Here is a 24,022-nt window from a genome sequence, read left to right on the forward strand (position 1 = left end):
CTTCCAGCGTCACGTGAACATCATGGAAAAACAAACCCTTTCCTTCCAGGCCGAGGTCAAGCAGATCCTGCACCTCGTCACGCACTCGCTCTACTCCAACAAGGAAATCTTCCTGCGCGAGCTGGTGTCGAACGCGTCGGACGCGTGCGACAAGCTGCGCTTCGAGGCACTCAACAACGCGGCCATATATGAAGACGCGCCCAATCTCGAGGTGCGGGTGAGCTTCGACAAAGCCGCCAAGACCATCACCATCCGCGACAACGGCATCGGCTTGTCGGCCGAAGAAGCGGTGGCCAACCTCGGCACCATTGCCAAGAGCGGCACGCGCGAATTCATGGCCAAGCTCGAAGGCGACCAGAAGAAGGACGCGCAGCTGATCGGCCAGTTCGGTGTGGGCTTCTACTCGGGTTTCATCGTCGCCGACCGCATCACCGTCGAGTCGCGCCGTGCGGGCGTGAAAGCGGAAGAGGGCGTGCGCTGGAGCAGCGACGGCAGCGGCGACTTCGAGGTCGAGACCATCACCAAGCCGACGCGCGGCACCGATGTGATCCTGCACCTGCGCGAAGGCGAAGAAGAATTCCTGAGCGCGTGGAAGCTGCGCTCGATCATCGGCAAGTACTCCGACCACATCTCGCTGCCGGTGCTGATGCAGAAGGAAGAGTGGGACGCCGAAAAGGGCGAGCAGATCGTCAAAGACGAGTGGTCGCCGGTCAACAAGGCCGCGGCCCTCTGGACGCGCAGCAAGAGCGACATCACCACCGAGCAGTACCACGAGTTCTACAAGCAGATCAGCTACGACACCGAAGCGCCGCTGGCCTACACGCACAACCGCGTCGAGGGCCGCAGCGAATACACGCAGCTGCTCTACATCCCGGCCAAGGCGCCGTTCGACCTGTGGAACCGCGACAAGCGCGGCGGCGTGAAGCTCTATGTGAAGCGCGTCTTCATCATGGACGACGCCGAGGCGCTGATGCCGGTGTACCTGCGCTTCGTGAAGGGCGTGATCGACAGTGCCGACCTGCCGCTCAACGTGAGCCGCGAGCTGCTGCAGGAGAGCCGCGATGTGAAGGCGATCCGCGAAGGCTCGACCAAGCGCGTGCTGTCGATGCTGGAAGGACTGGCCAACAGCGAGGACGAAGCCGAGCGCACGAAGTACGCGAAGTTCTGGAAGGACTTCGGCGCGGTGCTGAAGGAAGGCGTGGGCGAGGACCACACGAACCAGGAACGGCTGGTCAAACTCTTCCGCTTTGCGTCGACGCATGCGGACGAGGGCGTGTCGATGGAGGACTACGTCAAGCGCATGAAGGAAGGTCAGGAGGCGATCTACTACGTGACCGCCGACACGCTGGCCGCTGCGAAGAACAGTCCGCAGCTCGAGATCTTCCGCAAGAAGGGCATCGAGGTGCTGCTGCTCACCGACCGCGTCGACGAGTGGATGCTGAGCCACGTCTACGAGTTCGAAGGCAAGCCGCTGCAGAGCGTGGCCAAGGGCGCCATCGACCTCGGCAAGCTGCAGGACGAAGCAGAGAAGAAGCAGGCCGAAGAAGCCGCCACCGCTTTCAAGCCGGTGCTCGACCGCCTGAAGGACGTGCTGAAGGACCGCGCGAAGGATGTTCGCGTGACCACGCGCCTCGTCGATTCACCCGCCTGCCTGGTGGTGGAAGAAGGCGACATCAGCGGCCACCTCGCACGCATGCTGAAGCAGGCGGGACAGACCGCGCCGGCGACGCAACCGACGCTGGAAGTGAATGCCGAGCACGCGCTGGTGAAGCGCCTGGACGGCAGCGCGCATTTCGACGACCTGGCCCACATCCTGTTCGACCAGGCGGTGCTGGCCGAAGGTGGGCACCTCGAAGATCCGGCGGCCTATGTGCGGCGTGTGAACGCCTTGCTGACGGCCTGAGTCAGAACGCGGAGCCGCCGAGTGGCGGCTCTCGCATCGCATCGAGCTGGTCGCGCAGGCGGATGATCTGCTCGCTCCAGTAGTTGCGGTCACCGAACCACGGGAAGCCGACCGGAAAGGCCGGGTCGGCCCAGCGTCGCGCGATCCATGCGCTGTAGTGAATCATGCGCATTGCGCGCAGCGCTTCGATCAGGCGCAGCTGGCGCCAGTCGAACTCCATGAAGTCCTCGTAGCCAGTGAGCAGCGCCGTGAGTTGCTGCTGCATTTGCTGGCGTTCGCCGGAGAGCAGCATCCACAGGTCCTGCACCGGCGGGCCCATCAGCGCATCGTCGAGGTCGACGAAATGCGGGCCGGCTTCGGTCCACAGCACGTTGCCGACGTGGCAGTCGCCGTGCAGGCGGATGGGGCGGTACGCGCCGGCGGCATCGAAGCTGCGTTGCGCCTCGTCGAGCACCTGGTCGACGACATGCTTCCACGCGGTTTGCGTTTCGATGGCGATGAGGCCGGAGCCGAGCAGCCAATCGCGTGGCGTGGTGCCGTGGCTCTGGAGGTTGAGCGTGAGGCGGTGGGTGAACGAGGCGCGGGCGCCGACCGCGTGGATGCGGCCGATGAAGCGGCCGATCCATTCAAGGATGGCCGGGTCTTCCAGCTCGGGCGCACGACCCGACTGGCGGGGCGTGACGCTGAACCGGTAGGCCTGGCCTTCGATCGTGAACGACGGCAGGGTGGTGTCGCCGAAGCGTTGCGGCGCCACGACGGGGATTTCGGCCTCGGCCAGCTCGGCGGCGAAGGCATGTTCTTCGAGGATCTGGGCGTCGCTCCAGCGCCCTGGTCGGTAGAACTTCGCGACGACCACTGAGCCATCTTCGAGAAACACCTGGAAGACGCGGTTCTCGTAGGAGTTGAGCTGGATCAGCCGGCCATCGCCGCGCAGGCCCACCGTGTCGAGTGCGTCGAGCACGGCTTCCGGCGTCAAGCCGGCATATGGGGTGTCGCTGGTCGTCGGGGATGAGGGCATGGGCGCATCGTAAGCGCCCGGTCGCGCCTCAGCGGTGCGGGTTGGAGCCTGCAGATGGACCGTCGACCACCACGCCCGCAATGTCTTCACCGCCGATCAGCGACGAAGGGCGTTCGGACAGGCCGATGAGGTCGCTGGCCGTGAAGGCGTCGAGCCGGCTGTCCGGGGCGAAGAAAGAGTCTTGGAACAGCGAAGAGTCCTGCCACAGTGCGGTGCGCTCGGCGCGGCGGTGAGCCACGGTGCTGGCGAGTGAACTGCGGGCCTGATTCAGCGTGTGCGGTGGCATCGGCTCCGGGGCGCGCGCGGCGGCTCCGCTGTGCGGCACCAGCAACTGAAGCTCGGCGACCGATGGCATGCGGTCCACCGGGCAGCGCAGATAGCGCACGCGGCAGGTCGACAAGACAGACTGTTTGATCTGCTGTGCGCGGTGAGAATGGCCGCGCTCGATGTCGAGGTCTACCGCGGCGAGCACGCGCCCGTTGGCACTGCACACGGCAAAGGTGACATGTGTCGTGCCCAGGAGCTCGTACCAGTAGCGCACTTCGCTCGGGTCGGTGGGCTGACAGAAGCGCACCAGCGGCAGCTTCGACAGGATGATGTGGTGGGGGAGTGCTTCCCTCAGCAAACGGTAAATGCGGCGCTCGTCGGTGCTGAATACTGGCCGGCCGGTGAGGGCCCATTCCATTGGCAGCGGTTTCGGCCGTGGTTTGCGAGCGCGCAGCACCACGACGATCAAGGTCACTGCGAGCAGGGCGACAACGCAACCCAGAGCAACGGCCCAATAGGAGTAAGGAAGATTTAGCATGACGTGTTCAGGTCATGCTAACCGTGGCCCCTGGGGCCTCACATCCCCGACATGGGTGAGGGAATCAGCCGCAAACCCAGCAACGGCGTGGCTTCGCGGCCCGTCACTCCGATGCGGAGCGGTCGGTCTCACTCATGTGAGTCTTGACTTCAGACACCGATTTCAACCAGGTGCTCAGGCGCTGCGCATGCAATTTGAGTTGATAGTCGAACTCTGCGACCTGGTGGCCGACGAGTTCACCGACTTGCGACGAAATGCTGTCGGGTGGGAGCTTCAGCCACGCTTCAGCTTCAGGGCCGTCGCGCTCGACCGTCGCGCCGGCGTTGCGGGCGATCTTGAGCATCGCTGCGTTTTCGCTGAGTGCATGGATGAACAGGCGTTCGCAGCCGCGGTTGCGAGCGTGGAGCACGGCGTGCTCGAACAGCCGTGCGCCGTAGCCGCGGCCACGGGTTCGGCCGATTACCGAGACGCCGAACTCGGCCGTGGCGGGCGCGTCGGCCTGGGTGGGCACCGGCAGATAGGCCAGATGCGCCATCGCGATCAGTTCGAGTTTGCGGTTGAAGACGCCGAACACCTCATCGCGTTCGAAGTCGATCGATTCAACGTAGCGTTGCACTTGCTCGTCTGTCGCCGGATATCCGAATCGCAGGTAGCGATCACTTTCGCTCAAGCTGAGAATGTGGGACGCGATGCGTGCGCGGTGACGCTCGGATAGAGAGCGGATCGGAATCCAAGACAGACGATCCGGCACAGGCGCCGGGGTTGGCTGCAGTGAGGACGTGGTTCTGGTGCCCATGCAAACCTCGTATTGGTATAAACCCTAATTCTATCGAGCAAACCGGCGAACAGTTGGAGGCTGGTCCGCTCACCGCATGGCCTTCCCCGTCTCCCCCATTTTTGGCTACACTAGAAGGCTTTCCCGCTCGGCTCAGGGAAAGAAGTACGCCGTCGATGATTCGAGAGGTTGCCTCGATAAGCAGCACCGAGAATGCCGTCGGCTCCGAGATTGAGCCACATCCCGCCTCGCCCCACCAGGGCGGGCACATTGAAAGATCCTCATGAAGACCTTCAGCGCCAAGCCGGCCGAAGTGACGCACGAGTGGTTTGTGATTGACGCCACCGACAAGGTGCTCGGACGTGTTGCCAGCGAAGTGGCACTCCGTTTGCGCGGCAAGCACAAGGCCATTTACACGCCTCACGTCGATACCGGTGATTTCATCGTCGTCGTCAACGCAGACAAGCTCCGTGTGACGGGCAACAAGGCCAACGACAAGGTGTACTACCGCCACTCCGGTTTCCCGGGCGGCATCTACGGCACCAAGTTCAAGGACATGCAAGCCAAGCACCCCGGCCGCGCGCTGGAGAAGGCTGTGAAGGGCATGCTGCCCAAGGGCCCGCTGGGCTACGCGATGGTGAAGAAGCTGAAGGTGTACGCCGGTGGTTCCCACCCGCACGCCGCCCAGCAGCCCAAAGTGCTGGACATCTAAGGAGCGGTGATGATCGGAAATTGGAACTATGGAACCGGCCGCCGCAAGTCTTCGGTGGCTCGCGTGTTCATCAAGAAGGGCACCGGCCAGATCCTTGTCAACGGCAAACCCGTCGACCAGTACTTCGGCCGCCAGACCTCCATCATGGTGGTGCGCCAGCCCCTGGTGCTGACCGCCAATGACGCGGCGTTCGACGTCAAGGTCAACGTGCATGGTGGCGGTGAGTCCGGCCAAGCCGGAGCTGTTCGCCATGGCATCACCCGTGCGCTGATCGACTATGACGCAGCCCTCAAGCCGGAACTGAGCCGTGCCGGCTTCGTGACGCGTGACGCTCGCGAAGTCGAACGGAAAAAGGTTGGCCTGCACGGCGCGCGTCGCCGCAAGCAGTTCAGCAAGCGCTGACCTTCTGCTCGTCTGTGCGAAAAGGCCGCTTTCAGCGGCCTTTTTCATTGGTCGAGTCGCTTGTACACACCTGCAAGCTTTCGACACAGGCGCACCAAAACGCGGCTCCTACAATCGCGCCTCCTGTAGACGCTCTGCCTCCTGGAACCCCCGATGCGCTGGAAATTGCTACGCCGACGGCTGTCGATCAGCGCCCCGCGAATGATCGTCCGCAGCCATCTGCCCTGGCCGCTGCGTTGGGCCGCGGTGGCCTTGGTGTTCGGTTTCTCGGCGGCGCTGTCCTTGTGGGCGTTCGAGTTCGGCAAGAGCATCGCAGGCCTGGACAAGGACGCCAAGGCTGAATTGGCGGAGCTGCGCATCGAAGTGGCCAAGCTACGCGAGGAGCGCGAGGGCGCCCAGTCCATCGCCAATACGGCACAAAGCCTGCTTAAGGCAGAGAAGGTGGCGCAGGAGCGCCTGGCGCAACAGATCAAGCAAGTGGAGTCGGAAAACCTGTCGCTGAAGGCGGATCTGGGCTTCTTCGAGCGGCTGTTGCCGGCCAGCGCGAGCGGTCTCAATGTGCGGGCCCTTCAAGCTGAGGCGCTGGCCCCTGGGCAACTCAGGTTTCAGGTTTTGATCATGCAAATAGGCAAGAATCCGCCCGAGTTTGCCGGCCGCTACGACATCGTGCTGTCGGGCACACTGGGCGACAAGCCTTGGACGATTTCCCAGCCCGGTGGGCCCAAACAGCTGCAAGTGAAGCAGTCGGCCCGTCTCGAAGGCACCGTGAGCTACCCGCAAGAGGCGGTGGTCAAGACGGTGCAGGTCAAGGTGACCGACAACCAGGGCGGGGTCCGGGCGACCCAGACCGTCAAGTTGTGACCTTCCTCCGTCAATCTCTACTTGGAGCCAGCACCATGTTCGCGAAGAAAAAGCAGCCTCCCATTCGCACCCTCATCGGCGAGGGCACGGTGATCCGCGGAGAACTGCAGTTCTCCGATGGCCTACGCATCGACGGTGAGGTGCAGGGCGACGTGATCGCCAGCGCCTTGGACACCAGCATCCTCGTCATCAGCGAGAAGGCCAAGGTGGTGGGCCGTGTCAAGGCCGGCCATGTGATCATCAATGGCCACATCACGGGCCCCGTGCAGGCCGACGTGCTGCTCGAACTGCAGCCCAAGGCGGTGATCGTCGGCGACGTGAAGTACGAAGCGCTTGAAATGCACCAGGGCGCCACCATTGAGGGCGAGTTGCGGCCGCTGAAGGCGGAAGAAAAGCCCGCAATGATCAAGTTGGCTGCGTCCAACGCCCAGTGAGGTCTTGCCCAGGGCGTGGATAATTGAGGCCTTCGACTGGAAGGATTTACCCATGAGCGCCCTGGCAAACGAAGTTCACTCCCCCGAGGCTGATGCCCCCCCGGTACCGCTGGTCTTCACCGACAGTGCTGCCAACAAGGTGAAGGAACTGGTCGACGAGGAAGGCAACCCCGACCTGAAGCTGCGAGTATTCGTGCAAGGCGGTGGCTGCTCGGGCTTCCAATACGGCTTCACGTTCGACGAAATCGTCAATGAAGACGACACCCAGATGAACAAGAACGGCGTCACGCTGCTGATCGACGCCATGAGCCTGCAGTACCTGGCCGGTGCCGAGATCGACTACAAGGACGATCTGCAAGGCGCCCAGTTCGTCATCAAGAACCCGAATGCGACGACGACCTGCGGTTGCGGGTCGAGCTTCTCGGTCTGACCCGCTCAGCTGTCGCGATCAAGAGCCGCCTTAGGGCGGCTTTTTTCATGCGGGGTACCAGGCGCCGAGGACACGTGGCCCAGACGCGCCGGTGACTGCGCTCAGGTTGCCGGGCAGTCCATGCGCGTGTCGATAAGCGAGCCAGGCGAATGCGGCGGCTTCGACATGCTGGGCCGGCAGGCCGTGCGCATCGCTCGGCCGGACGGCCATGCCGGGCAGGTGGTGGGCGAGCCGTCCCATCAAATGCAGGTTGAGCGCGCCGCCACCGCAGACCAGCAGTTCGTTGGCGTCGCTGGCGTGGGTCTTGATCGCGTCGGTGCAGGTCACCGCCGTCAGCTCGCACAAGGTGGCTTGTACGTCGACCGGGTGACAGGGGCCGTGGGTTCGCAGTCGGTCTTCCAGCCAGTTGACGTTGAAAAGATCGCGGCCCGTGCTCTTGGGCGGTGGCTCCGTGAAATAGGGTTCCTGTAACAGCACGCTCAGCAAGCCCGGCTGGACAGCGCCTTGTGCAGCCCACGCCCCATCGGCGTCGAAGCGCTGCCCAGTGTGGCGCAGGCACCAGAGGTCCATCAGCACATTGGCCGGGCCGCAGTCGAAGCCAGTGGTGTCGCCGTTGGCGAGCAATGCGGTGAGGTTGCTGATGCCGCCGAGGTTCAGCACAGCGCGGGTTTCGCCGGCCTGCCCGAAGAGAGCACGGTGGAACGCAGCGACGAGCGGGGCGCCCTGCCCCCCTGCGGCCACGTCGCGTGTGCGGAAGTCCGCCACCACCGCGATGCCGCTGCGCTCGGCAAGCAGGCTCGGGTTGTTGATCTGCCACGTGTAGCCGAGGCCCGGCCGATGGCGCACGGTCTGGCCGTGGCTGCCGATGGCGCGCACCGCTCGCGCGTCGATGTCGATGTTGGCCAGCAACTCGCCCACCACCTCGATGTAGAGCGCCGCCAGCGCGTTGGACGCGAGCGCAGAGCGATGCAGCTCGTCGGGCCCTGAAGTGTTGAGCGCGAGCAGCTCTTCGCGCAGCGTTTCGGGGAAGGCGCGATAGGCGTGCGAGACCACCTTCGGAAAACCAGCCGCCGAGAATTCGGCTAGCACGCCATCCACCCCGTCGAGCGAGGTGCCCGACATCAGCCCGGCAAACAATTCAGCCATCGGCGAATTGTGCAGTGGCTCAGTCGGCTTGGGCGAACTGGTGCGGGTTGGCCTTGGCCACTTCGAGCTGGCGACGCAGCCCTTGGGCGATGGTCGTGAACCGCGCGCGCGACTCGGGTGCGAGCACCACGGCTTCGGAGGTCTTGGCGATGACCAGCGGATCCTGGTGCTGGCCGTTGACCTTCACCTCGAAGTGCAGATGAGGCCCGGTGGCCCAGCCGGTCGCGCCAACGGCGCCGATGCGCTCGCCTTGCTCGACGCGCTCGCCCTTGCGCACGTCGATGCGGCTCAGATGGGCGTAGAGCGTGGTGCGGCCGTTGCTGTGGCGGATCTGGACGACGTTGCCGTAGCCGTTTTGCTGGCCGGCGAACTCGACGACACCGTCGCCCACGTTGCGCACCGGCGTACCGGTGGGCGCGCCGTAGTCCACGCCCAGGTGCTGTCGCCAGACCTTGTGGATCGGGTGCATGCGCATCGAGAAGCCCGAGGTTACGCGCGAGAACTCCATCGGGCTTGCCAGGAACGCGCGGCGCTTGCTCTCGCCGTCGAAGCCGTAGTAGCCGCCCTTGCTGTGCGCGTCCTGGTACCAGACGGCCGAGTAGGTGCGGCCGTTGTTGACGAACTCGGCAGCGAGCACACGGCCCGAGGCCTGGTTCCAGGTGATGGGCTCGCCGTCGGCGGTGAGCGCTTCATAGACCACGTGGAAGCTGTCGCCACGGCGCAGCTCACGGCGGAAGTCGATGTCGGTCGAGAACATCTCGGCCACCTGGGTGGCCACCGGGTCGGGAATCTTCGCCTCGTCGGTCGCAGCAAAAAGGGAGCTGCGGATCGTTCCGCTGCCCACGCGCACCTGGCTCTCGAGCGCTGCCGTTTCGACGTTGACCACGAACTTGTCGGCGATGCGGGTGATGCGCAGGCGCGAGAAGTGGGTGTTGAACTGTTCGCTGTTTTCGGCCGGGTAACGCGCGACCAGTTCCTCGAGCACGCCCGACTCGTCGATGCGCACCTGCACGATCTTGCCGGCGCGGCCTTCGAGCAGCTTGCGGGCGGTGCGGTCGCTGCGAATGAAGGCGGCTGCCGCCACGTCTGCCACGCTCAGGCGGGCCAGCAGGCTGTCGGCGGTGTCGGTCGGGCGGGTCAGGTCGTTGCGGTAGAGCTGCAGCGTGTGGCTGGCCAGCGCTTCGAGCTGCGACGAGATGTCTTCCGGGGTGACGATTTCCGTCACCATGCGTCGCGGCAGGTCGGCCGCGTCGGGGGCGAGCGGGGCAATGCCGAAGGCCGTCACACCGAAGCCCATCAACCCGGTGACGATCAGGGTGGTGAGGGTGCGCGGGTGGCGACCGATGAATTGGGTGAGGCGCGAACCCGCGGCAACCGCGTCACGCTCAAGCGTTTCCAACGAACTCAATTTTGATCGTGGGGGCACGGGGCCCCGGGGTGCAAGCAGCGCGGCGAGGCGATGCTCTGGTTGATCTTGTCGTCCGACGCGTCCACTAGAATCGCGGTCGCTGTCCGGACCCCATCTCACGGGTGTTCCGCCGGGTGCGCCGCAGTATAGACGGCACCCTTTTGTCTCCCCCGCATTCCTGACTCCCGGAAACCCTTCAGGTTCCCTCTTTCTCCTATGTCATCACCAGAAGAGTCTGCAGAAAAGAGGGCCCTCCCTCCCAAGTACCCGGTCACCGACAAGGTCTTGGAGGCGCTGGCCATCAGCCGCCGGGGGTGTGATGAACTGCTTCCCGAAGCCGATTGGCTGGCCAAACTGGCCAGATCCGGAGCAACGGGCGTGCCACTGCGCATCAAACTGGGTCTGGACCCGACCGCGCCCGACATCCACGTCGGCCACACGGTGGTGCTCAACAAGATGCGCCAGCTGCAGGACATCGGCCACCAGGTCATCTTCCTGATCGGCGACTTCACCTCCATGATCGGCGACCCGTCGGGCCGCAACACCACCCGCCCGCCGCTCACGCCCGAGCAGATCAAGGCCAACGCCGAGACCTACTACAAGCAGGCGAGTCTGGTGCTCGACCCGGCCAAGACCGAGATTCGCTACAACAGCGAGTGGAGCGACCCGCTCGGTGCACGCGGCATGATCCAGCTCGCCGCGCGCTACACGGTGGCGCGCATGATGGAACGCAACGACTTTCACGAGCGCTTCAAGGCCGGCACGCCGATCAGCGTGCACGAGTTCCTCTATCCGCTGATGCAGGGTTACGACTCGGTGGCGCTCAAGAGCGACCTCGAGCTTCGGCGGCACCGACCAGAAGTTCAACCTGCTGATGGGCCGCCATCTGCAAGCCGAATACGGCCAGGAGCCGCAGTGCATCCTGACCATGCCGCTGCTCGAAGGGCTCGATGGCGTCGAGAAGATGTCCAAGAGCAAGGGCAACTACATCGCGATCACCGAGCCGGCCAACGGCATGTTCGCGAAGATCCTGTCCATCAGCGACGAGCTGATGTGGAAGTACTTCACGCTGCTGAGCTTCAAGCCCGAAGCTGAGATCGCCAAGCTCAAGGCCGAGGTCGAGGCGGGTCGCAACCCGAAAGACGCCAAGGTGATGCTGGCCAAGGAGATCACCACGCGCTTCCACAGCGCGGCGGCGGCCGATGCGGCCGAAGCCGACTTCAACAACCGCGCCCGCGGCGGGGTGCCCGACGACATCCCCGAGCTGAACCTGGGCGGCGCGCCGCTCGGCATCGGCACGTTGCTCAAGCAGGCCAACCTCGCCCCTTCGGGCAGCGAAGCCATGCGCCTGATCGAGGGTGGCGGCGTGCGCATCGACGGCAGCGTGGTCAGCGACAAGGGCCTGAAGCTCGACGCCGGCACCTACGTCGTGCAGGTGGGCAAGCGCAAGTTCGCCCGTGTGACGCTCGCCTGATCGCCATGCGGCGCCGCACGCTGCTGCTCGGGGCGCTGTTCGCCGCAGCGAGCGCTGCAACGGCGGCACCCAGCCCTGCCGAGCAGGCCCGCATCCAACGCCTCATCGCCTACGTCGAAGCGCAGACCACCATCCGCTTCGTGCGCAACGGCTCGGCCTACTCGTCGAAGGATGCGGCCAAGTTCCTGCGCAGGAAGTTCGAGAAGATGGGCGAACACGTCACCACCGCGCAGCAGTTCATCGAGCAGATCGCCTCGAAGTCGAGCACGACCGGCGAGGCCTACCTGATCCGCTTCCCCGACGGCCGGCAGGTCCCCGCGGCGCGTTTCCTCGGCGACGAGCTGGCGCGCATGGACCGCCCATGATCGCGTTGATCCAGCGTGTGCGCAGTGCGCGTGTGGAAGTGGCGGGCCGCACCACGGGCGAGATCGGCCAGGGCCTGCTGGTCTTCGTCTGCGCCGAGCCGGCCGACAGCGAAGCCGTCGCCGACAAGCTCGTGGCCAAGCTGCTCAAGCTGCGTGTGTTTTCCGACGACGCCGGCAAGATGAACCGCAGCGTGGCCGACGTGCAAGGCGGCCTGCTCATCGTCAGCCAGTTCACGCTCGCCGCCGACACCTCCGGCGGCAACCGCCCGAGCTTCACCAATGCCGCCCCGCCCGAAGCTCGGCCGCCGTCTCTACGAACGTGTGCTGGTCACCGCCCGCGCGCAGCACGCCAACGTCGGCGAAGGCGAATTCGGCGCCGACATGCAGGTGCACCTGGTGAACGACGGCCCGGTCACGATCCCCCTCACATTGCGAAGTTAGCAAAAAGCCGCCCGAAGGCGGCTTTCATGCGCGAGCGCAGCGAGGCGCCCATCAAGCAACACCCGCGGAACCGGCTTTGCCGGGCCGCAGGGTGGCGCCCCTTGGGGGCAGGAGCGCCAGCGACTGGGGGGCTCAGTCAGCGTACTGGCCGTTCGCCTTGATGATCGGCGACCACTTGTTGATCTCGTCCGACACGAACTTCTTGTGATCGGCGGAGTTGGTGCGGGCGTCGGTCACGATCACCGCGCCGAGCGCTTCCTGGTTCTTGATGAAGGTCGGGTCCTTCAGGGCCACCTTGAGCGCCGCGTTGAACTTGTCGATGACGGCCTTCGGCGTGCCCTTCGGCGCATAGACACCGTGCCAGATGGTCACGTTGAAGCCCTTGAGGCCGGCTTCGTCGAGCGTGGGCAGCTTGGCCAGAGACGGGATCGACAGACGCTTGGTGGTGGTGACCGCGAAGGCCTTGATCTTGCCGCCTTCGATCTGGCCGGTGGTGTTGGTGGTCTGGTCGCACATGATGTCGACCTGCCCGCCGAGCAGGTCGTTCATCGCGGGGGCCGTGCCCTTGTAGGGCACCGGCGTCATGTCGGCCTTCAGCACGCTCTGCAGCAGCATGCCGCACAGGTGCGAGGCCGAGCCCAGGCCGGCGTTGGCCAGGTTGATCTTGCCCTTGTTGGCGTTGACCCAGCTCACCAGCTCGCCGTAGTTGTTGGCGGGCAGCGTGGGGCGGCTCACGAGCGTCATCGGCACTTCGTTCACGAGGCCGAGGTACTCGAAGTCGTCGAGCGGCTTGTACTGCAGGTTGCGGTACAGCGCGGGCGAGGTCGCCATGTTCACGTGCGTCAGCAGCAGCGTGTAGCCGTCGGGCGATGCCTTGGCCACCTTGGCGGCGCCGAGCGTGCCGCCGGCACCGGCCACGTTGTCGATCACGATGGTGGGGTTGCCGAGCGGCTTGCGCACGGCCTCGGCGAAGTCGCGGGCGACCTTGTCGGTGGGGCCGCCGGCGGCGAACGGGACGACGATGGTGAGCGTCTTCTCCGGGTAGGCCGATGCACTGGTCGCTGCGAAGGCAGCAGCGCAAGCGATCAGGAGCTTCTTCATGGTGTTTCCCTTCGGGGGTTGATCAGGCCTGGGAATACTAGAAGCCACCCGCATGCCCTGCATGGCGGGAATTACGTAGTGGTTCGACCCAGTCGCAGCGGGCGTGAGTTCAGCCCACCTGGCGCGTGTCGTCGATCACTTTGCCGTCGTTGGGCAGGCTGCCCGGGGCGCACAGCTGCACGTCGCCGCGCAGCTTGGTCACGTCGCGGATCGCCTCGGCCATGCGCTGCACCCACGATGCCTCCGCGGGCGACGCGGTCTCGACCCGCAGCGTCATCTGGTCGTTGGCCATCTCGCCGCTGATGACGAGCCGGGCCTTGCCCGCCTCCGGAAAGCGCTTGAGCACCTCGGCCACCTGGCCTGGGTGCACGAACATGCCGCGCACCTTGGCCGTCTGGTCGGCGCGGCCCATCCAGCCCTTGATGCGGGCGTTGGTACGCCCGGTGGGGCAGGGGCCGGGCAAGAGTGCCGACAGGTCGCCGGTCCCGAAGCGCACCAGCGGGTAGTCGGGGTTGAGCACGGTGACGACCACCTCGCCCACTTCCCCCGCCGGCAGCGGGTCGCCTGTGCCGGGGCGCACGATCTCCACGATCACGCCTTCGTCGAGCACCAGGCCTTCACGGGCCGCGGTCTCGTAGGCGATCAGCCCGACGTCGGCGGTGGCGTAAGACTGGTAGGCCTCGAGTCCGCGTGCGCGCATCCAGTCGCGCAGCGCGGCGGGAAACGCTTCGCCGCCGACCATCGCCTTCTTCAGCGAGGGCAACGCGATGCCGGTCTCGGCCGCCTTCTCCAGCGCGATGCGCAGGAAGCTCGGCGTGCCGGCGTATCCGTCTGGCTTGAAGCCGACCATCGCCTGCAGCTGCAGCTCGGTGTTGCCCACGCCCCCGGGGAACACCGTGCAGCCGATCGCATGCGCACCAGACTCCAGCATCGAGCCGGCGGGCGTCAGGTGGTAGCTGAAGCTGTTGTGCATCAGATCGCCGGCGCGGAAGCCGGCCGCCCACAGGGCACGCGCCATGCGCCAGTAGTCGCGCGCACGGCCTTCGGGTTCATAGATGGGCCCGGGCGATTGAAAGACCCGCTGCGCACCCTGGCCCCCGTGCAGCGCTCGCCAGCCGATGGCCGAGAAACCGCCGAAGGGGTCGTGTGCGCGCTCGGCCTGCTGCCGTGCAAGCAGCTCGTGCTTGCGCGTGACGGGCAACGCCGCCAGCGCGTTGCGCGAGGTGATGGCCGCGGCGTCCACCCCCGCGAAGCGCTCGGCGAAGGCCGGCGTGCGCAGCGCCACGGCCACCTGCTTCGGCAGCGCGGCCATCAGCGCAGCCTCGCGCAGCGCGGGTTCGCGGTGTTCGAGGGCGTCGTAGAACTCAGTCATCGCGATCGCTCCAGCCAGCCAGTTTCTTTTTCAGTGCCGCCACGTAATCGCGCAGCTCGCCCGAACTCTTGAAGGTCTGCACCTGCCAGTCGGGCGAACGCGCCGGCTGTTTCACCGTCTCGACCTTGAGCGCCGCACCGTCGACCGAGGCGCGCACGATCGCCATGCCGCGCCGCTCGAACACACCGCCGCGTTCGGTGAGGCCCGCTTCGCGCAGGTCACGCTTGAGCCGCGCCAGGGCTTCGTCGGCCTTGAACGGAGGCGGCGCGAAGCCCCAGCTTTCCTGTTCGCTCACGCCAGCCACCTCTTGCGCCGCTTGTAGCTCTTCACGTCGCGGAAGCTCTTGCGGGCGCTGTCGTCCTTCGAGCCGCCGGTGCCGAGGTAGAACTCCTTCACGTCCTCGTTCTCGCGCAAGGCCTTCGCTTCGCCGTCCATCACCACACGCCCGTTCTCGAGGATGTAGCCGTAGTCCGAATACTTCAGCGCGATGTTGGTGTTCTGCTCGGCGAGCAGGAAGGTCACGCGCTCCTTCGTGTTGAGGTCCTTCACGATCTCGAACACCTCGCTCACGATCTGCGGTGCGAGCCCCATCGAGGGCTCGTCGAGCAGCACCATCTTCGGGTTGGCCATCAGCGCGCGGCCGATGGCGCACATCTGCTGCTCGCCCCCCGAGGTGTACGCCGCCTGCGAGCCGCGCCGCAGCTTCAAGCGCGGGAAGTAGGTGTAGACCTTCTCCAGCGTCTGCGCCACCGCGGCCTTGCCATCCTTGCGGGTGTAGGCGCCGGTGAGCAGGTTCTCCTCGATGGTGAGGTGGGCGAAGCAGTGCCGGCCTTCCATCACCTGCACCACGCCGCGGTTCACCATCTCGGCAGTGGAGAGCTTCTCGATGCGCTCGCCGCGCAGCTCGATGCTCCCCTTGGTCACGTCACCCCGCTCGCCGGCCAGCAGGTTGCTGACCGCGCGCAGCGTGGTGGTCTTGCCCGCGCCGTTGCCGCCGAGCAGCGCCACCACCTTGCCTTCCGGGACCTGAAGCGACACGCCCTTCAGAACCAGGATGACGTGGTTGTAGATGACCTCGATGCCGTTCACATTCAAAAGGATGCTCATCACACCTCCAACGCGGGGGATCCAGCGCACACCGCGGAACCGGCTTCGCCGGGCCGCTGGTGTGGCCCCCTTGAGGGGGAGCGGCGTGAGCCGCTCCGGGGGTGGGTCATGACTGGCAGTCCTGCGGCGTGCGGCGGGTGAGCTTCTTCTCGCTCGCGTACTTGTCGGCCGCCTGCTTGATCATCGGCTTGATGATGGACTGGTCGGCCTCGTACCAGTCGGAGCTGAAGTTCCACTTCTTGCCGTCCCAGGTGTGCAGGCGGGCCCACACCGCGCCACGGTGGTCCGCGCAGCTGGTGCTGATGGGACGCATCACACCGGCGAAGCCCAGCGCGTCGAGCTTCTTCTGGTCGAGGGCGAGGTTTTCATAACCCCAGCGTGCCTGCTCGCCGGTCATCACCTTGCCCTTGCCGAAGCGCTCCTGTGCGCGCTTCACGCCTTCGACGGCGAGCATCGCCGCCACCAGGCCACGCATGTAGAGCACCTGGCCCACTTCCTCCTTCGGCCCGGTGCCTTGGCCCTTGCCATGCACGTCCTTCAGGATGTCTTGCGTGATCTTCGCGTTGGGTTCGGCACCGTGCTGCAGGGCGAGTGCGTTGTAGCCCTTCGCACCGTCGCCCACGTCACGCACGTCGGGTTCGGCACCGGCCCACCACACGCCGTACATCTTCTCGCGCGGGTAGCCGGTGGCCACTGCTTCCTTGAGCGCGGTGGAGTTCATCACCCCCCAGCCCCAGAGGAAGATGTAGTCGGGCCGGCTCTGGCGGATCTGCAGCCAGGTGGCCTTCTGCTCGACGCCGGGGTGGGCCACGGGCAAGAGGCTCAGCTCGAAGCCGTTCATCTTCGAGCGCTCCTGCAGCAGGGCGATCGGCTCCTTGCCGAAGGGGCTGTCGTGGTAGACGAGGGCGATCTTCTTGCCCCTCAGCTTGTCCATGCCACCTTCCTTCTTGGCCACGTGCTGCACCAGCACGTCGGCCGCGTCCCAGTAGGTGCCGGTGAGCGGGAAGTTCCACTTGAACACCATGCCGTCGGTACTCTCGCTGCGGCCGTAGCCTGCGGTGATGAGCGGGATCTTGTCGCCCGGCGCCTTCTCGGTAAGGGCGAAGGTGATGCCGGTGGACAGCGGCTGGAACACTGTGGCGTTCTTGCCCTTCAGGCGCTCGTAGCACTCCACGCCCTTGTCGGTGGCGTAGCCGGTTTCGCACTCTTCGTAGGTGACCTTCACGCCGTTGATGCCGCCTTTGGCGTTGACGTATTTCAGGTAGTCGACGTAGCCGTTGGCGAAGGGCACGCCGTTGGGTGCATAGGCGCCGGTGCGGTAGACCAGCACGGGGAAGAACTGCTCCTTGGCCTGCGCGTGCGCGGGGGCGGGCAGCGTGCTGGCCAAGGCCGCGGCCAGGGCGGCGGCGGTGAGGGCAAGGGTCTTGAGCGTCGTCATGTCTGCCTCCAGGGGGTGGTGTGCACTCGGGGTGCGGTTGTCGTCAGTGAGTCGTCAATGTGGGAAGGGCCAGAGTCGCAGCTTCTCTTTGGCGGTCGACCACAGGCGGGCCAGGCCATGCGGCTCCACGATCAGGAAGAACACGATCAGCGCACCGAAGACCATGTAGGTCAGGTGCGCCGCGAGCGCGGTGTCGAAGCCGAGCGCCACCGTCAGGTTGTCGAGCACGATGGGCAGGATCACGATGAAGGCCGCGCCGAAGAAGCTGCCCATGATCGAGCCGAGGCCACCGATGATCACCATGAAGAGCAGCTGGAACGAGCGGTCGATGTTGAAGGCCGCCGGTTCCCACGAGCCCAGGTGCACGAAACCCCACAGCGCGCCCGCCACGCCCACGAAGAACGAGCTGACCGCGAATGCGGTGAGCTTCGCGTAGACGGGGCGGATGCCGATGACGGCAGCGGCCACGTCCATGTCGCGCATCGCCATCCAGCTGCGGCCGATGTGGCTGCGCACCAGGTTCTTCGCGATCACCGCGAAGACGATCACGAAGGCCAGGCAGAAGAGGTACTTCTGCGCCGGCGTCTCGATCGGAAAGCCCAGCACGTTGAGCCCCGCCACGTTGACCGAACCCGACGACGAGTTGTTGGTGAACCACTTGATGCGAAGGAAGGCCCAGTCGGTGAAGAACTGCGCCGCGAGCGTGGCCACGGCAAGGTAGAGCCCCTTGATGCGCAGCGACGGGATGCCGAAGAGCACGCCCACCACCGTCGCGCACACGCCGCCCATCAGGATGGCCACCACCACCGGCATGCCGTCGATGCGCACGAAGAAGTTGTAGGCCGCGTAGGCGCCGACCGCCATGAAGCCGCCGGTGCCGAGCGAGATCTGCCCGCAGTAGCCGACGAGGATGTTGAGGCCGAGCGCGGCGAGCGAGAGGATGAGGAAGGGGATCAGGATCGCGCGGAAGAGGTACTCGGGCGCCACCATCGGCACCGCGACGATCGCGAGCAGGATCAGGCCCCAGATGGCGACCCGGTCCTGCAGGATGGGGAAGACCTGCTGGTCGGCGCGGTAGCTGGTCTTGAACTGGCCGTTTTCGCGGTAGAGCATGTGGTTCTCCTTGTGGTGCTCAGACGCGGTCGATGATCTTCTCGCCGAAGAGGCCTTGCGGCCGCACAAGCAGCACGAGCAAGACCACGACGTAACCGAACCAGATCTCGATGCCGCCGCCCACCATTGGCCCGATGAAGACTTCCGACAGCTTCTCGCCCACGCCCAGCAAGAGCCCGCCGATGATGGCGCCCGGCACCGAAGTGAGCCCCCCCAGAATCACCACAGGCAAGGCCTTCAGCGCCAGCACCGACAGCGAGAACTGCACCCCGAGCTTGCTGCCCCAGATGATCCCGGCGACGAGCGCGACGAAGCCCGCCACGCTCCAGACAATCACCCACACGCGCGAGAGCGGGATGCCGATCGACTGCGCGGCCTGGTGGTCGTCGGCCACCGCCCGCAGCGCGCGGCCGGTGGCGGTGTACTGGAAGAAGATCGACAGCGCGACCACGAGCGCGGCCGCGATCACCGCCGCGTAGAGGTCTTCCTTGTTGACGAGGATGCCGCCCTGGAAGGTGCTCTCCAGCAGGAAGAGCGGGTCTTTCGGCAAGCCGACGTCGATCTTGTAGATGTCACTGCCGAAGATGGTCTGGCCGAAGCCATCGAGGAAGTAGGTGATGCCGAGCGTGGCCATCAGGAGCGTGATGCCTTCCTGGTTGACGAGCTTGCCGAGCACGAGTTTCTCGATCAGCCAGGCCACCAGCACCATCACCGCCATCGCGGCGACGAAGGCGATCAGGTTGGCGATGAGCTTGCTGTCCAGTCCCAGGAGCTTGGGCGCCCATTCCGAGAAGCGTGCCATCGCGAGTGCGGCAAACAGCACCATCGCGCCCTGCGCGAAGTTGAAGACGCCCGAGGCCTTGAAGATCAGCACGAAGCCGATGGCGACGAGGCCGTACAACATGCCCGACATCAGGCCGCCGATCAGTGTTTCTAAAAAGAATCCCATGGTCAGTGTCCTGCGCCGAGATAAGCGTTGATGACCTCGGGATTCGCCCGCACCTCGTCGGGCGTGCCGTCGCCGATCTTCTTGCCGTAGTCGAGCACCACCACGCGGTCGCTGATGTCCATCACCACGCCCATGTCGTGCTCGATCAGCACGATGGTGGTGCCGAACTCGTCGTTCACGTCGAGCACGAAGCGGCACATGTCCTGTTTCTCCTCGACGTTCATGCCGGCCATCGGTTCGTCGAGCAGCAGCACCTGCGGCTCCATCGCGAGCGCGCGGCCCAGGTCCACCCGCTTTTGCAGGCCGTAGGGCAGGCGGCCGACGGGGGTCTTGCGGTAGGCCTGGATTTCGAGGAAGTCGATGATCTTCTCGACGAAGGCGCGGTGCTCGATCTCCTCGCGTTCGGCCGCGCCCCAGCGCCAGGCCTGCTGGAAGATGTTGCTCTTCATCTTCAGGTTGCGGCCCGTCATCAGGTTGTCGATGACGTTCATGCCCTTGAAGAGCGCGAGGTTCTGGAAGGTGCGGGCCACGCCCATCTCGGCCACCTGGCGCGAGTTCATGTGCTTGAACGACTGGCCGCGCAGCGTGATCGAACCCTGCTGCGGCGTGTAGACGCCATTGATGCAGTTGAGCATGCTGCTCTTGCCGGCGCCGTTGGGGCCGATGATGGCGCGCACCTCGTGCTCGCGCACGTCGAAGCTGATGTCGGTGAGCGCCTTCACGCCGCCGAAGGCGAGCGAGATGTTGTCCACCTTCAGGATGACGTCGCCGATCTTGCGCGCACTCATCAGGCAGCCCTCTTCATCGCCGGGAAGGTCTTCGCATCGTCGATGCGCAGCGTGGCCGACACCATGCCGCTGCGGCCGTCCTCGAACTTCACCGCCGTCTCGATGTACTGCTCGGTCTTGCCGCCGTAGAGCGCGTCCACCAGCACCTGGTAGCGCTCGCCGATGTGGCCGCGCCGCACCTTGCGTGTGCGGGTGAGTTCGCCGTCGTCGGCGTCCAGCTCCTTGTGCAGGATGAGGAAACGGCTGATCTGGCTGCCGGCGAGCTTCTCGTCGCCAGCGAGGTCGGCGTTGACCTGCTCGATGCAGTCGCGCACGAGCTCGTAGACCTCGGGCTTTTGCGCCAGGTCGGTGTAGCCCGCGTAGGGCAGGTTTCGCTTCTCGGCCCAGTTGCCCACCGCTTCCATGTCGATGTTGACGAAGGCGCAGACCCGGTCGCGCTTGTCGCCGAAGGCCACCGCCTCCTTGATGAAGGGGAAGAACTTGAGCTTGTTCTCCACGTACTTGGGGGCGAACATTTCGCCGGCGAGCGTGCGGCCCACGTCCTTCGCGCGGTCGATGATCTTCAGGTGGCCCTGCGCGTCGACGAAGCCGGCGTCGCCCGTGTGGTACCAGCCTTCGGCGTCGAGCACCTCGGCGGTGGCCGCCTCGTTCTTGTAGTAGCCGCGCAGCAGGCCCGACGAGCGCACGAGGATCTCGCCGCTGTCCTTCACCTTCAGTTCCACGCCTTCGATCGGCACGCCCACGGTGTCGGCACGCGCCTGGTCATCGGGTTGCAGGCAGACGAACACCGCGGTCTCGGTCGAGCCGTAGAGCTGCTTCAGGTTGACGCCGATCGAGCGGTAGAAGGTGAAGAGGTCGGGGCCGATCGCCTCGCCCGCGGTGTAGGCGACCCGCACGCGCGACAGGCCCAGCGTGTTGCGCAGCGGGCCGTAGATCGCGAGGTTGCCCAGCGCATAGAGCAGCCGGTCGAGCGCGCCCACCGGCTTGCCGTCCATCAGCGCCGGGCCGACGCGGCGGGCCAGCGCCATGCAGCGCTGAAAGAGCCAGCGCTTGGGCGCGCTTGCGTCTTCCATGCGAATCATCACGGTGGTGAGCAGCCCTTCGAAGATGCGCGGCGGTGCGAAGTAGTAGGTGGGCCCGACTTCGCGCAAGTCGATCGACACCGTGCTCGCCGATTCGGGGCAGTTGACCACGTAGCCGCACACCAGCCACTGCGCATACGAGAACACGTTCTGCCCGATCCACGCGAGCGGCAGGTAGGCGAGCACCTCTTCGCGTTCGGTGAGCTTGTCGAAGCGCGCGCCGGCAAGTGCGCGGTCGATCAGCGACAGGTGCGTGTGCACCACGCCCTTCGGGTTGCCGGTGGTGCCCGAGGTGAAGAACATCGCGGCCACGTCGCTCGCCTCGGCCTTCTGGGCCTCGGTGTCGAAGAACTGCGGGTGCGCCGCGTCGTGGCGGCGGCCTTCTTCGAGCAGCGTGTCGAGCGAGGCCAGCCCGGGCTCCTGGTAGTGGCGCAGGCCGCGTGGGTCGTCGTACCAGATGTGCTGCAGGCCGGGGCACTGGGGGCGGATCTCGAGCAGCTTGTCGACCTGCTCCTGGTCTTCCACCACCGCAAAGCCGACCTCGGCGTTGACGAGCGGGAACACGAACTCGGCGGCCGCTGCGTCCTGGTACAGCGGCACCGGGATGGCGCCGAGCGATTGCGCGGCGAGCAGCGTGGCGTAGAGGCGCGGCCGGTTCTCGCCGACCACCACCACATGCTGTCCGCGCTGCACACCCGCGGCGGCGAGGCCGCAGGCCATCTCTCGCACCAGCGTGGCGAGTTGTCGCCACGAGAGCGTCTGCCAGATGCCGAACTCCTTCTCGCGCAACGCCGCAGCGTTGGGCCGCTTGGCAGCGTGCTCCAACAGCAATCGCGGAAAGGTGGTGTACGCCACGGCAACCCCTCTTCTGAAGTTCGTTGGGCGGACTGTAGGAAGAAGTTTGACGCCGATATGTCGTTCTAACGACAATCCTAGGGACTCTCCCCTTGGTTCTTTCCCCATGCGCGTCGTTCCTGAGGCTTCGACATCTGCACCGCCGCTGGTGGCGCGAGCGCGTGCGGCCACCGAGGTGGAGCTGGCCGACATTCCGTGGCTGAAGACGCTGGAGGCCGACGAATACGCCCGTGCCGTCGCCAACCTCAAGGTGGTGGTCGTCGAAACCGGCGAGCTGCTGTGCCGTGTGGGCCGGCCGGTCACCTTCTGGTTCGGCGTGATCGACGGCCTGCTCAAGATGAGCAACGACTCGGCCAACGGCATGCCCATCACCTTCACCGGCGTGCCGCCGGGCGGGTGGTTCGGCGAAGGCACGGTGCTCAAGCGCGAGCCCTACCGCTACAACATCCAGGCGCTGCGCAAGAGCGTGGTGGCGGGCATCCCGGTCGACACCTTCCACTGGCTCATCGACCGCAGCATCCCGTTCAACCGCTTCGTGATGAACCAGCTCAACGAGCGCCTCGGCCAGTTCATCGGGGCGCGCGAGATCGACCGCATGAACGACCCCGACGTGAAGGTCGCCCGCAGCCTGGCCGCGCTCTTCCACCCCACGCTCTACCCCGGCGTGGGCTCACTGCTCAGGATCACGCAGCAGGAGCTGGGCTACTTGGTGGGCCTGTCACGGCAGCGGGTCAACGAGGCCCTGCATGCGCTGCAGGCGCTCGGGCTGATCCGCATCGAATACGGTGGCCTGCGCGTGCTCGACCTCGATGGGCTGCGGCGGCAGGTGCGACTCTGAGGGGTGACTTACCGGCGGTACTTGCCATCGTGCGTCAGGATGCTGAGTTCGACGAAGTTCGAGCCGCTGCGCAGGGTGGGGGAGTACTCGACCTCGATGCCGCCAAAGTCCTTTCGCCGAATGGACTCCAGGGCCTTCACGAAGCCCTCGCGGGTGAGGTTGGGTCCTGCCCGCCTGAGCCCCTCCACAAGAACTTTCGCCGAGGCGAAGGCTTCCATGGCGGCGTATGAAATGGGGGCGCCTGGCGGCATGAGCTGCTGCAGCTCTCGGCCGAGGCGCGAGGAGCCCGTGCCGGGCGGCGTGACCTGGCCGACGATGACCCCGCGGCCTTGTTCGCCGAGTTCTTCCGCGAATCCGGCCGATGCGTTGTTTGACAGCGTCATGAAGCTGGCGGTGACACCGGCCCTGCGGGACTGCTTGATCAGATCGGCGATCCGTTTGGAGGCGCCGACGGCGATGACGGCCTGCGGCGCAGCGCGGGCCAGCGCCTGGGTGTGCACGGACAGGTCGGACCCGTCCGGTGCGAACCGCCCTTCATAGGCGACTGCGACGCTGGGCATCAGTCTCTGGCCCTCGCTGAAGCCTTCGGCGGCGTCCCGGCCGAACGGATCGTCAACATGCACCAGGGCGAGCCTGTGCTGGTTGACCGTGGAGAAGTGCTTCATGGCGGCGATCACTTCGTCCTGGTAGCGCGCCCGGACGTTGAAGACGTACCGTTTCGGGGGGTGTGGAAGATGGCGGCGCCGCTGTTGGGGGCGACGAACGGGATCTGCCGCGGCGATGCGAAGCCCATCGCCACGGTGCTGCCGGCCGTGCCACCGAACATGAAGAACGCGAATGGGCGCTGCTCGTCGTAGATCTTCGCGAGCGCGGATTCGGCCCGCAGGTCGAGGTCCGTCGTGCGCAGGACGATCTTGCGGCCATGAATGCCGGCCGCGTTGACCGAGGCGATGTAGGCCTTCAGCGCGGCTTCCTGCTCCCGTCCCTTCGCGCCGGCTGGCCCTGACAGCGCGATGACCCGGCTGATGACGATGGTGTCGGGCGTGACGCCGTCCTCGGGTGGCGCGGCAAACGCCGTCGCCGCCGTCATGAGCGAGCCCAGCAACACGATTGCCGCGCGGCGCAGAACGTCCAGGGCGTGGTGACGCAGGGAATCCATGGCTGACCCTTTCGCTGATGTGTGCGAAATGTATGCATCTTCAATA

Annotated in this window: 24 protein-coding genes and 2 pseudogenes; 10 read left to right on the forward strand and 16 right to left on the reverse strand. The window is 65.7% G+C overall.

All coding sequences use genetic code 11. The features are described 5' to 3' along the window. Positions 1–22 precede the first annotated feature (22 nt). Positions 23–1,903: a molecular chaperone HtpG gene (gene htpG, locus LRS03_RS21920; RefSeq protein ID WP_257828226.1), complete on the forward strand. Its 1,881-nt coding sequence runs from the start codon at positions 23–25 to the stop codon at positions 1,901–1,903. Position 1,904: 1 nt separating this feature from the next. Here the strand turns inward: htpG and LRS03_RS21925 are convergent, their stop codons facing one another. From LRS03_RS21925 to LRS03_RS21935, 3 genes are all read right to left on the reverse strand, one after another. Beyond that, positions 1,905–2,921, reverse strand: a complete 1,017-nt coding sequence (locus tag LRS03_RS21925; protein ID WP_257828231.1) for a serine/threonine protein kinase — start codon at positions 2,919–2,921, stop codon at positions 1,905–1,907. Positions 2,922–2,949: 28 nt separating this feature from the next. After that, positions 2,950–3,663 (reverse strand): DUF2726 domain-containing protein, encoded by a 714-nt coding sequence (locus LRS03_RS21930; protein ID WP_257828234.1) that lies wholly within the window; start codon positions 3,661–3,663, stop codon positions 2,950–2,952. Between the two features lie 166 nt (positions 3,664–3,829). Next, positions 3,830–4,522, reverse strand: coding sequence for a GNAT family N-acetyltransferase (locus LRS03_RS21935; protein WP_257828237.1), 693 nt, complete (start codon positions 4,520–4,522; stop codon positions 3,830–3,832). A 262-nt stretch (positions 4,523–4,784) separates the two neighbouring features. Between LRS03_RS21935 and rplM the strand changes: the two genes are divergently transcribed. The 5 genes from rplM (at position 4,785) to erpA (ending at position 7,340) form a co-directional block, all read left to right on the forward strand. After that, on the forward strand, positions 4,785–5,213 hold the full coding sequence (gene rplM, locus LRS03_RS21940; RefSeq protein ID WP_257828239.1) for a 50S ribosomal protein L13: 429 nt from the start codon (positions 4,785–4,787) through the stop codon (positions 5,211–5,213). Between the two features lie 9 nt (positions 5,214–5,222). Then, complete coding sequence (gene rpsI / locus LRS03_RS21945) at positions 5,223–5,615, forward strand: 30S ribosomal protein S9 (RefSeq protein WP_257828241.1); 393 nt, start codon at positions 5,223–5,225, stop codon at positions 5,613–5,615. A gap of 153 nt (positions 5,616–5,768) precedes the next feature. Next, the gene (locus LRS03_RS21950) at positions 5,769–6,476 is read left to right on the forward strand and encodes a DUF6776 family protein (RefSeq protein WP_257828242.1); all 708 of its coding nucleotides are present in this window, start codon (positions 5,769–5,771) and stop codon (positions 6,474–6,476) included. Between the two features lie 35 nt (positions 6,477–6,511). Beyond that, on the forward strand, positions 6,512–6,910 hold the full coding sequence (locus tag LRS03_RS21955; RefSeq protein ID WP_257828255.1) for a bactofilin family protein: 399 nt from the start codon (positions 6,512–6,514) through the stop codon (positions 6,908–6,910). A 52-nt stretch (positions 6,911–6,962) separates the two neighbouring features. After that, the gene (gene erpA, locus LRS03_RS21960) at positions 6,963–7,340 is read left to right on the forward strand and encodes an iron-sulfur cluster insertion protein ErpA (protein WP_257828256.1); all 378 of its coding nucleotides are present in this window, start codon (positions 6,963–6,965) and stop codon (positions 7,338–7,340) included. A 45-nt stretch (positions 7,341–7,385) separates the two neighbouring features. Here erpA and LRS03_RS21965 read toward each other — a convergent pair whose 3' ends face one another. Further along, positions 7,386–8,486 carry an anhydro-N-acetylmuramic acid kinase gene (locus tag LRS03_RS21965; RefSeq protein ID WP_257828258.1) on the reverse strand — a complete coding sequence of 367 codons (1,101 nt, stop codon included), beginning with the start codon at positions 8,484–8,486 and terminating at the stop codon, positions 7,386–7,388. A gap of 19 nt (positions 8,487–8,505) precedes the next feature. Next, complete coding sequence (locus LRS03_RS21970; RefSeq protein ID WP_257828260.1) at positions 8,506–9,894, reverse strand: M23 family metallopeptidase; 1,389 nt, start codon at positions 9,892–9,894, stop codon at positions 8,506–8,508. Between the two features lie 216 nt (positions 9,895–10,110). Between LRS03_RS21970 and tyrS the strand changes: the two are divergent. From tyrS to dtd, 3 genes and pseudogenes are all read left to right on the forward strand, one after another. Continuing rightward, positions 10,111–11,368 (forward strand): annotated as a pseudogene (gene tyrS, locus LRS03_RS21975) (tyrosine--tRNA ligase). A 5-nt stretch (positions 11,369–11,373) separates the two neighbouring features. Next, positions 11,374–11,733, forward strand: coding sequence for a DUF5329 family protein (locus LRS03_RS21980; RefSeq protein ID WP_257828262.1), 360 nt, complete (start codon positions 11,374–11,376; stop codon positions 11,731–11,733). Beyond that, positions 11,730–12,174: pseudogene (gene dtd / locus LRS03_RS21985) on the forward strand (D-aminoacyl-tRNA deacylase). Before LRS03_RS21980 ends, dtd begins: the two are co-directional and overlap by 4 nt. Before the next feature lie 132 nt (positions 12,175–12,306). Here the strand turns inward: dtd and LRS03_RS21990 are convergent. The 9 genes from LRS03_RS21990 to LRS03_RS22030 form a co-directional block, all read right to left on the reverse strand. Further along, the gene (locus LRS03_RS21990) at positions 12,307–13,275 is read right to left on the reverse strand and encodes a tripartite tricarboxylate transporter substrate-binding protein (RefSeq protein ID WP_257828264.1); all 969 of its coding nucleotides are present in this window, start codon (positions 13,273–13,275) and stop codon (positions 12,307–12,309) included. A 109-nt stretch (positions 13,276–13,384) separates the two neighbouring features. Next, complete coding sequence (locus LRS03_RS21995; protein WP_257828265.1) at positions 13,385–14,647, reverse strand: phenylacetate--CoA ligase family protein; 1,263 nt, start codon at positions 14,645–14,647, stop codon at positions 13,385–13,387. Next, positions 14,640–14,942 (reverse strand): hypothetical protein, encoded by a 303-nt coding sequence (locus LRS03_RS22000; protein WP_257828266.1) that lies wholly within the window; start codon positions 14,940–14,942, stop codon positions 14,640–14,642. Before LRS03_RS22000 ends, LRS03_RS21995 begins: the two co-directional genes overlap by 8 nt. Further along, positions 14,939–15,754 carry an ABC transporter ATP-binding protein gene (locus LRS03_RS22005; RefSeq protein ID WP_257828267.1) on the reverse strand — a complete coding sequence of 272 codons (816 nt, stop codon included), beginning with the start codon at positions 15,752–15,754 and terminating at the stop codon, positions 14,939–14,941. Before LRS03_RS22005 ends, LRS03_RS22000 begins: the two co-directional genes overlap by 4 nt. Before the next feature lie 106 nt (positions 15,755–15,860). Further along, positions 15,861–17,192, reverse strand: coding sequence for an ABC transporter substrate-binding protein (locus LRS03_RS22010; RefSeq protein WP_257828268.1), 1,332 nt, complete (start codon positions 17,190–17,192; stop codon positions 15,861–15,863). A gap of 54 nt (positions 17,193–17,246) precedes the next feature. Further along, positions 17,247–18,305, reverse strand: a complete 1,059-nt coding sequence (locus LRS03_RS22015) for a branched-chain amino acid ABC transporter permease (RefSeq protein WP_257828269.1) — start codon at positions 18,303–18,305, stop codon at positions 17,247–17,249. Between the two features lie 19 nt (positions 18,306–18,324). Further along, positions 18,325–19,254, reverse strand: coding sequence for a branched-chain amino acid ABC transporter permease (locus tag LRS03_RS22020; protein ID WP_257828270.1), 930 nt, complete (start codon positions 19,252–19,254; stop codon positions 18,325–18,327). Between the two features lie 2 nt (positions 19,255–19,256). Then, complete coding sequence (locus LRS03_RS22025; RefSeq protein ID WP_257828271.1) at positions 19,257–20,042, reverse strand: ABC transporter ATP-binding protein; 786 nt, start codon at positions 20,040–20,042, stop codon at positions 19,257–19,259. Continuing rightward, a complete protein-coding gene (locus LRS03_RS22030) occupies positions 20,042–22,087 on the reverse strand; it encodes an AMP-dependent synthetase/ligase (RefSeq protein ID WP_257828272.1) in 2,046 nt (681 codons plus the stop codon). The genes LRS03_RS22025 and LRS03_RS22030 overlap by 1 nt, the downstream gene beginning before the upstream one ends. On the opposite strand from LRS03_RS22030, the gene LRS03_RS22035 reads away from it, so the two are divergent. Beyond that, a complete protein-coding gene (locus LRS03_RS22035) occupies positions 22,086–22,817 on the forward strand; it encodes a Crp/Fnr family transcriptional regulator (RefSeq protein WP_257828273.1) in 732 nt (243 codons plus the stop codon). The genes LRS03_RS22030 and LRS03_RS22035 overlap by 2 nt on opposite strands. 8 nt (positions 22,818–22,825) lie before the next feature. On the opposite strand, the gene LRS03_RS22040 is transcribed toward LRS03_RS22035, so the two are convergent. Further along, positions 22,826–23,482 carry an ABC transporter substrate-binding protein gene (locus tag LRS03_RS22040; protein WP_257828274.1) on the reverse strand — a complete coding sequence of 219 codons (657 nt, stop codon included), beginning with the start codon at positions 23,480–23,482 and terminating at the stop codon, positions 22,826–22,828. 8 nt (positions 23,483–23,490) lie between these two features. Next, the gene (locus tag LRS03_RS22045; protein WP_257828275.1) at positions 23,491–23,976 is read right to left on the reverse strand and encodes an ABC transporter substrate-binding protein; all 486 of its coding nucleotides are present in this window, start codon (positions 23,974–23,976) and stop codon (positions 23,491–23,493) included. Between the last annotated feature and the right edge of the window lie 46 nt (positions 23,977–24,022).

This window comes from Rhizobacter sp. J219 (assembly GCF_024700055.1).
Taxonomy (GTDB): domain Bacteria; phylum Pseudomonadota; class Gammaproteobacteria; order Burkholderiales; family Burkholderiaceae_C; genus Rhizobacter.